5 protein-coding genes are annotated in these 6,753 nt (G+C 39.0%); 1 reads left to right on the top strand and 4 read right to left on the bottom strand.

Annotated features, from left to right (window positions below; genetic code table 11):
• Positions 1-304: 304 nt before the first annotated feature.
• The gene (locus ACE1AQ_RS14970; protein ID WP_008196696.1) at positions 305-1,177 is read left to right on the top strand and encodes an N-acetylmuramoyl-L-alanine amidase-like domain-containing protein; all 873 of its coding nucleotides are present in this window, start codon (positions 305-307) and stop codon (positions 1,175-1,177) included.
• A 53-nt stretch (positions 1,178-1,230) separates the two neighbouring features.
• Here the strand turns inward: ACE1AQ_RS14970 and ACE1AQ_RS14965 are convergent, their stop codons facing one another.
• The 4 genes from ACE1AQ_RS14965 to ACE1AQ_RS14950 form a co-directional block, all read right to left on the bottom strand.
• On the bottom strand, positions 1,231-2,406 hold the full coding sequence (locus ACE1AQ_RS14965) for a hybrid sensor histidine kinase/response regulator (protein ID WP_008196697.1): 1,176 nt from the start codon (positions 2,404-2,406) through the stop codon (positions 1,231-1,233).
• Between the two features lie 304 nt (positions 2,407-2,710).
• Complete coding sequence (locus tag ACE1AQ_RS14960) at positions 2,711-3,157, bottom strand: response regulator (RefSeq protein ID WP_002758488.1); 447 nt, start codon at positions 3,155-3,157, stop codon at positions 2,711-2,713.
• On the bottom strand, positions 3,096-5,402 hold the full coding sequence (locus ACE1AQ_RS14955) for an ATP-binding protein (RefSeq protein WP_008196709.1): 2,307 nt from the start codon (positions 5,400-5,402) through the stop codon (positions 3,096-3,098). Before ACE1AQ_RS14955 ends, ACE1AQ_RS14960 begins: the two co-directional genes overlap by 62 nt.
• Positions 5,403-5,747: 345 nt before the next feature.
• On the bottom strand, positions 5,748-6,509 hold the full coding sequence (locus ACE1AQ_RS14950) for a hypothetical protein (RefSeq protein WP_008196710.1): 762 nt from the start codon (positions 6,507-6,509) through the stop codon (positions 5,748-5,750).
• Between the last annotated feature and the right edge of the window lie 244 nt (positions 6,510-6,753).

Raw genomic sequence — 6,753 nt, 5'->3', positions numbered from 1 at the left:
ATAGGCTTTTCGAGGGTAATTCTTGTTTTAATTCTCCATGTACGCAGTCTTTAAAAGCCTCTATTTCGTTCCAAGACACGATTAAGAGTGGCTTTTAGGCTAAGTATAATTACTTATCGCGTAAGTGAGATGCTCCCAATTTATCGGCGTAGATCCTATTATTTTCAGTAATCGATCGACAATGTTTTTTAATTGGATAAGTAGGTGGGTGGAATTAAATATAAAATGAACGTAGGTTGGGTTGAAGCATGAAACCCAACGCCCGCATGGGTTACGCTACCGCTAACCCATCCTACAAATAATTGTGCCTACCTACTTAACTTTACCCTATTTATTAATTAATCCTGTTTTAATTCCCTTGAGTATAGCTCGATCGGAAACTGTTCTTGTTCGAGAAGTCAGCGATCCTAATTATCAAAAACTGGTGCAGTACGCTCAAAATCAACAACTTGATCGCCTAGCCATGGCCGATATAATTCAGAATATCGCCGCTCAATTTTTAGGAGCAAAATATCAAGCAGGATTACTCGATCGCTCTCCTACAGAAAAATTATTTATCTCTTTAAAAGAGTTTGATTGTGTCCTCTTTGTGGAAACAGTTCTCGCTTTGAGTCACAATTTTGCTTTAAAAAATTATCAGTATTCTGCTTTTAGTCAACAGGTTTTAAATCAGCGTTATCGCCACGGTATTCTCGATGGTTATTGTAGTCGTCTTCACTACTTTTCCGATTGGATTAATGACAACCAAAAACGAGGCAATCTAGAAAATATTACTCAAAAATTAGGTGGAATTACTCTTGACAAAAAGCTCAATTTTATGAGCAAAAATCGCCCTCTATATCCCCAGTTAAAAACTCAAAGTAATTACGATTGTATTCAACAGGTAGAACGAGGATTAGAAAGTTTATCCTTAACCTATATTCCCACCGTTAATATTAAAGGTATTTACCCACAACTACAAGCTGGCGATATTATCGGTGTCGTGACTAATATCCCTGGTTTAGATACCACCCATACCGGTCTAGTTTATCGCTTTCCCGATGGCAAAATTGGCTTAATTCATGCCTCTCCTGCTGGTCAAGTTACCATTGCTAAAGACCTAGAAAAATATATCACTAAAGTGGACAAAGCCATCGGTATTTTTGTCGTTCGTTCCCTTGATCCAAGAAATAGGTAGATAGGGAGCGAGAGCAGCAGAAAAAAAATTATGACCCCACCCTCTTGTTCATCTCAATTTAGGTGTTCAATGTCGGTAATAATCGGTAAAATTACCGTGATCTTTGTGCCTTTTCCTTCCTCACTTTCCAGGTAAATTTGTCCTTTGTGCGCTTCCACACAGCGTCCGACAATGGCTAATCCTAATCCCGTTCCTTGAATATTATCGACATTGCTACCGCGATAAAAAGGTTTAAATAAATTTTCTTGATCTTTGCTGGGAATACCAATTCCTCGATCGATAATTTTAAAGACTACCTGCTCAGATTCGACGATAATCTTAAATTCTATGGGGTTTCCTTCGGGTGAATATTTGAGAGCATTTCCTAGTAAATTTGTCAAGATATGTTTAATTAAATTAATATCCCAAAGTCCTCTTTCTAAGCTGCCCTCAACTTGAAAAATAATTGCTGATTGCAGCTCTGGCTTAACAATAAAAGATTCTACCAATTTCTGACAATAATCCAGTAAATCCACCGGATCAAATTGACAGTATAATCTCCCGGAATCGGCCCGGCCAATTAATAACACTTCTGTGAGCAATTGATCCATGTCTTTAATGGCCGATCGAATCATGCGAAAATAGCTAACTTGCTGATCTTTTGTCAACCGATCGCGACTTTCTTCTAATAATCCAGCCGAGAGTAAAATTTTATTTAAAGGATTGCGAAAATCGTGGGATAACATGGAAACAAATTCAGTTTTTAACTGATTTAATTCCTGAGCTTTTTCCAGTTGATTAGTGCGTTCAATCACGCTCATTTTTAAAGCTTTGTTGGATTCTCGTAAAGCTTCCTCCATCTGTTTTCGCTCGATCGCATAACATAGCGATCGAGTTAAAATTTCTAAACTTACTTCTCTTTTAATTAAATAATCCTGCGCTCCCTGACGTAGTGCTGCCAAAGCTAAATTATCATCATTAGTATTAGTTAAAACCACGATTGGCAATTTCGGAGCCGTAATCAAAAGGGGAGCTAAGGATTCCAAACCCTGACTATCTGGTAAAGTTAAATCTAATAAAATTACATCAAAATTTGTTTGTTGTAATAGAGAAATCGCCTCGGACAGTCTTGACACATTAACCAGATGAAATTCTTTTTTTTCATTACCCTTAAGAATTTCCTTTAATAATCGAGCTTCGGCTAAATTATCCTCGATTAAAAGAACTTTTATATCCTGCGAGAGTCCCATTTTTTAATCAAGAGTTAAAGAGATTTGGGAGGTTAGGGATTTGGGAGGTTAGGGATTGGGAAGTGGGGAGGTGGGGTGTGGGGTGTGGGGTGTAGGGTGTAGGGAGGGGGAATTATGAATTATGAATTATGAATTATGAAGTGGGGTGTGGGGTGTGGGGAGAATAAATAGAAATAATCTCCTGACTCCTGACTCCTGAATCCTATCTCCTGATCACTGATCCCTGACTCCTATCTCCTATCTCCTATCTCCTGACTCCTGACTCCTGACTCCTGACTCCTGATAACTGATAACTGATAACGATTCACTCCCCGGGTAAAGTAGCGGTTTCTAACCAAAAAGCCTCGATATTTTTGACAATTTTGAACAAATCGTTGAGATTGCGCGACTTGGTTATATAACAATTAACGTGCAGTTCATAGCTATAAAAAATATCCTCCTCGTTGCGAGAAGTGGTTAAAACCACCACAGGAATTCTTTTTAAACTGGGATCGTTTTTGATTTCCGCTAATACCTCCCGTCCGTCTTTTCTTGGTAAATTCAGATCGAGAAGAATCAGATTAGGACGGGGAGAATCGAGATACTCCCCTTCTCGACGCAGATAATCCATGGCGTTGACACCATCCCTAACGATAACTAATTCATGCGGGACGGTGCTAGTTTTTAATGCCTCTTGGATGAGGCGAATATCAGCTTTGCTGTCCTCCACTAATAAGATAATTTTGTGTGGCACGTCCTCGCCAGCGCTCACGCTCGTTACCTCCTAGGGGAATTGTAAAATAGAAAACCGCTCCTTTGCCTAATTGGGATTCTACCCAAATTCGTCCGCGATGACACTCGATAATTTTTTTACAAATCGCCAAACCCATACCTGTGCCGGGGTACTCGTCGCGGGTGTGCAGTCGTTGGAAAATCACGAAAATGCGTTCGGAAAATCGGGGATCGATACCAATTCCATTATCGGTGACAGAGAACAGCCATTCCTCCTCTTGACGTTGGGCAGCAATATGAATAGTGGGGGTTGCTTTTCCCCGGAATTTAATGGCATTACCGATGAGATTTTGGAACAATTGCATTAACTGGGTTTTATCTGCCATGACAATTGGCAAAGGATCAACGGTGATTATAGCTTGACTTTCCTGAATTCTCCCTTTCAGGTTAGCGAGAGCTTTTTCCAGTGCCAGATTAGCATCAATGGTATTAAACTCTACCGCCTGCATATCCACTTTCGAGTAAGCCAGCACATCATCTATTAATGTTTGCATCAAACTGACACCTTCGACGGCAAAAGTAATAAATTCTTTAGCATCTTCGTCCAGTTCTTCGGTGTAGCGCATTTCTAGCAACTGCACATAGTTGGCGACTTGATTGAGGGGTTCCTGTAAATCGTGGGAAGCGACGTAGGCGAATTTTTTTAATTCGGCGTTTGATAGTTCCAAATCCCGCGCCAAACGGGCCAATTCATCGGCTTGTTTTAAGATGATATTGACGATCGCTTTTCGTAATTCTAGTGCGGCGTTGATTTCTACTGCTTTCCAGGGTAAAGATTTGAGACGAACGGTTTCTTTCCAGAGGGAGAAAGATTTACGCGGACAGAGACGAATATCACCATCTATGGCAGTCGTTTCGATCGCTTTACCCGGATCACCACCCCAGTTCACGGTTTGAATTACTTCTGGACGAAACCAGAGGAGATAATTACGTTTAGAAATGGGAATTGCTAGTAAACCACTGGCAATGTCTTTAAACTTACCCCCATCGGCATAAATTCGCGGTAAGGAATTGGTATAGTAAACATCTTCATGGACGTTTTTTTCTAGCCAAGTAATCAGATAATTTAGTTCTTCTTCGCTCGGTGTTACTCCAATTAAGGTATAATTGCCGCCTAAACAAATAGCGGATCCTGTGGCTTTAGTTAGATCGAGCAGATTCGGTTTATGGGCAATTAATCCATCAATAAAGTTATTAGCTTCCGCCATATAATCGATTAATTGCGATTGCACAAAGTTTAATTTCACTCGATAGTCATAATCCTCGGTTTCTTCCCGTGCCGATATTTCCGAAAAAATTACTCTTCCTAAAAACTCACAAGCTTTACGGAGTTCGTAGGGTACATATTTGGGGGTACGGTGATGACAGGCAATAATGCCCCAGAGACGTTTATTTTCAATCAGAGAAATGGTTAGAGATGCTCCCACTCCCATATTATGCAGGTATTCTAAATGACAGGGAGAAGCACTTCTAAGACTGGACAGGGTTAAATTTAAGGGTTGTTGGGTTTCGGGATGAAGAACAGGCACTAGATCGACGGGTTCAGAGGTAGCATCGGGAATCTGTCGAATCCAATTAGCACTTAATAAATTTCGTGCCGGGAGAGGGATATCGGAAGCGGGATAACGTAAACCGAGATAGGGTTCTAGTTGCTCTATTTTGTCTTCTGCTATCACATCACCGTTATCTTCTTCGTCGAATTTGTATAACATAACTCGATCGAATCCTGTCATTTTTCTGACTTCTTTAACGATGATATTACAGAAATCTTTCAGGCTACGGGTGGCTTCAAGTTTATCGATCGAAGTTTTGGCTAGGTGATAGAAACTCAGGAAAGGAATGTTTTCATAGGAAATAGCTGGTTCTAACTCTAAAATCAGCATTTGTTCGGCGTTGCGGTGAAAAATAGCATCAAAGACGGCAAAATCATCCCCTTTAACCCGCGCCCAAATTTTGGAGGGATTGATAGCATCAAAATCGTTATTTTCTATGGCTGATTTTAGAGGATCGATCTGAAAGGGATCGAAGATTTCCTCTAGGGTTTTACCGATAATTTCCCCCGGAGAAATACCCAATAAACTGCGGCTATTACTGCTGGTTTGGCTGACTTTTAGCTCCGGTTCGCTGAGAACTAAAAGCACCCCGTGCGGTTGAATTCGGTTATAGAGATGGATCGGTTCCCGTTCGATCGAAGTTGGGTTAATTGTCTCGGTTATAACTTCCATGTGTATTGCCCCCAGAGGATTTTTGCCAAGTTGAAAACTCTTTGTTTATTAAAACTATTTCTTCTCACTTTCGGGGGGCGATCGAGAATAAATTTACTTCTCTTAATACTAGGCCATCAAAAGTAATAAAACTTTAATTAATCAGTTATCTACTGATCGAGCAGTTCTGTTCAGTTCCCTTTATTATAATCAGTTTTTCTCTGAGAATCTATGGTAATTTGTTAAGAATTAAAAGTTAATGTTACAAGGGACAGATAATTCTTAATAAAAATATATGGTAGGGTGTGTTAGCGAAGCGTAACACACCAAAATCTAAGATTTAAATACGATAGCAACCCTTTTTTGTTAATTACCTGGAGGTAAAATTTTGAACATTTCTGCAAGCTTATAACTATTTACAAGGAGACTAATTGGCGGATTAATCTTTTGTGCTTTTTCTGGAACTATTTTTGTGAAAAATTCCCATAACTTTTGGGATATATTGTTCTTGGTTTCCTTATCTTCACCTTCGACTTCATTAATTCCCACCTCGGTGAGGGTAGCCAAAATTTCCTTGCGAAGACCATTATAGCCAACGATGTAAAATTTGTTAAGAGCTTCCAGGACTTCATTTAATTTAATCAGCAGAAATTGTTTAAACTCTTGCGTAATTTTGCTATCTTCAATCATTTGAATTAAACCTAATATTTCTTCCCTTAACCTGTTCAAATCCTCTTTGCTTAAACATATTTCCTCAAAATCTTCTACACAAGAAGGAAGCCAATATAGAGCTTCCCAGTCAGGAGAGTTTAGTGGCTCTCCGAAACCTAACCAATTCTCGTGAACTCTTGACAATAAACTAATTAATTTATACTTAATTTTTTCCATAAGTTTTTTATAGGAAGACTGTTTTCTTGAAGGAAAATATTGTAGTTGATCTTCTATGTGATAAATAAGCTGTAGTAATTGAATCAACCCTTTCTGAACAGAATCAGTGTCATTTTTCACTTCCATTGCTCTTGCTAAAACTGCTTGAACTGATTCGTTAGTTTCGTCTTGAGAACATCTTTGTAGGATAATTAATAAACGTTCGGCTGGATTATGAATCGGTAGAGGAGATGATTCCATAAATTTTATCAAAGGCTAGATTGGTTATATATAGAACAATAGTATTGTAACTTATCATTTCTATTTTTACAGCAAGTTTGAGAGCCTATTTATGAAAAAAATGTGGTTCTTCGGTTTGTCCTATGCAATGGAGGGGGTTATAAGGAATGAAACCCTTATAGAGACAGGCGTTGCTGCGATTTTTGTCAACTGTTTTCGATCTAGAGCGAACTAATCAATTAAATCTATTGCCAGATAAGGATTG

The sequence above is a fragment of the Microcystis sp. BLCC-F209 genome (assembly GCF_041928595.1).
Lineage (GTDB): Bacteria > Cyanobacteriota > Cyanobacteriia > Cyanobacteriales > Microcystaceae > Microcystis.
The sequence above is the reverse complement of the archived record's forward strand: the minus strand, read 5'-3'. Positions and strand labels throughout refer to the sequence as shown.

What these genes read in the sequence shown, in the direction of transcription:
- ACE1AQ_RS14965 (WP_008196697.1), bottom strand. Translation starts at nt 2,406, where the DNA reads ATGGGACTCTCGCAGGATATAAAAGTTCTTTTAATCGAGGATAATTTA.
- ACE1AQ_RS14955 (WP_008196709.1), bottom strand. Translation starts at nt 5,402, where the DNA reads ATGGAAGTTATAACCGAGACAATTAACCCAACTTCGATCGAACGGGAA.
- ACE1AQ_RS14950 (WP_008196710.1), bottom strand. Translation starts at nt 6,509, where the DNA reads ATGGAATCATCTCCTCTACCGATTCATAATCCAGCCGAACGTTTATTA.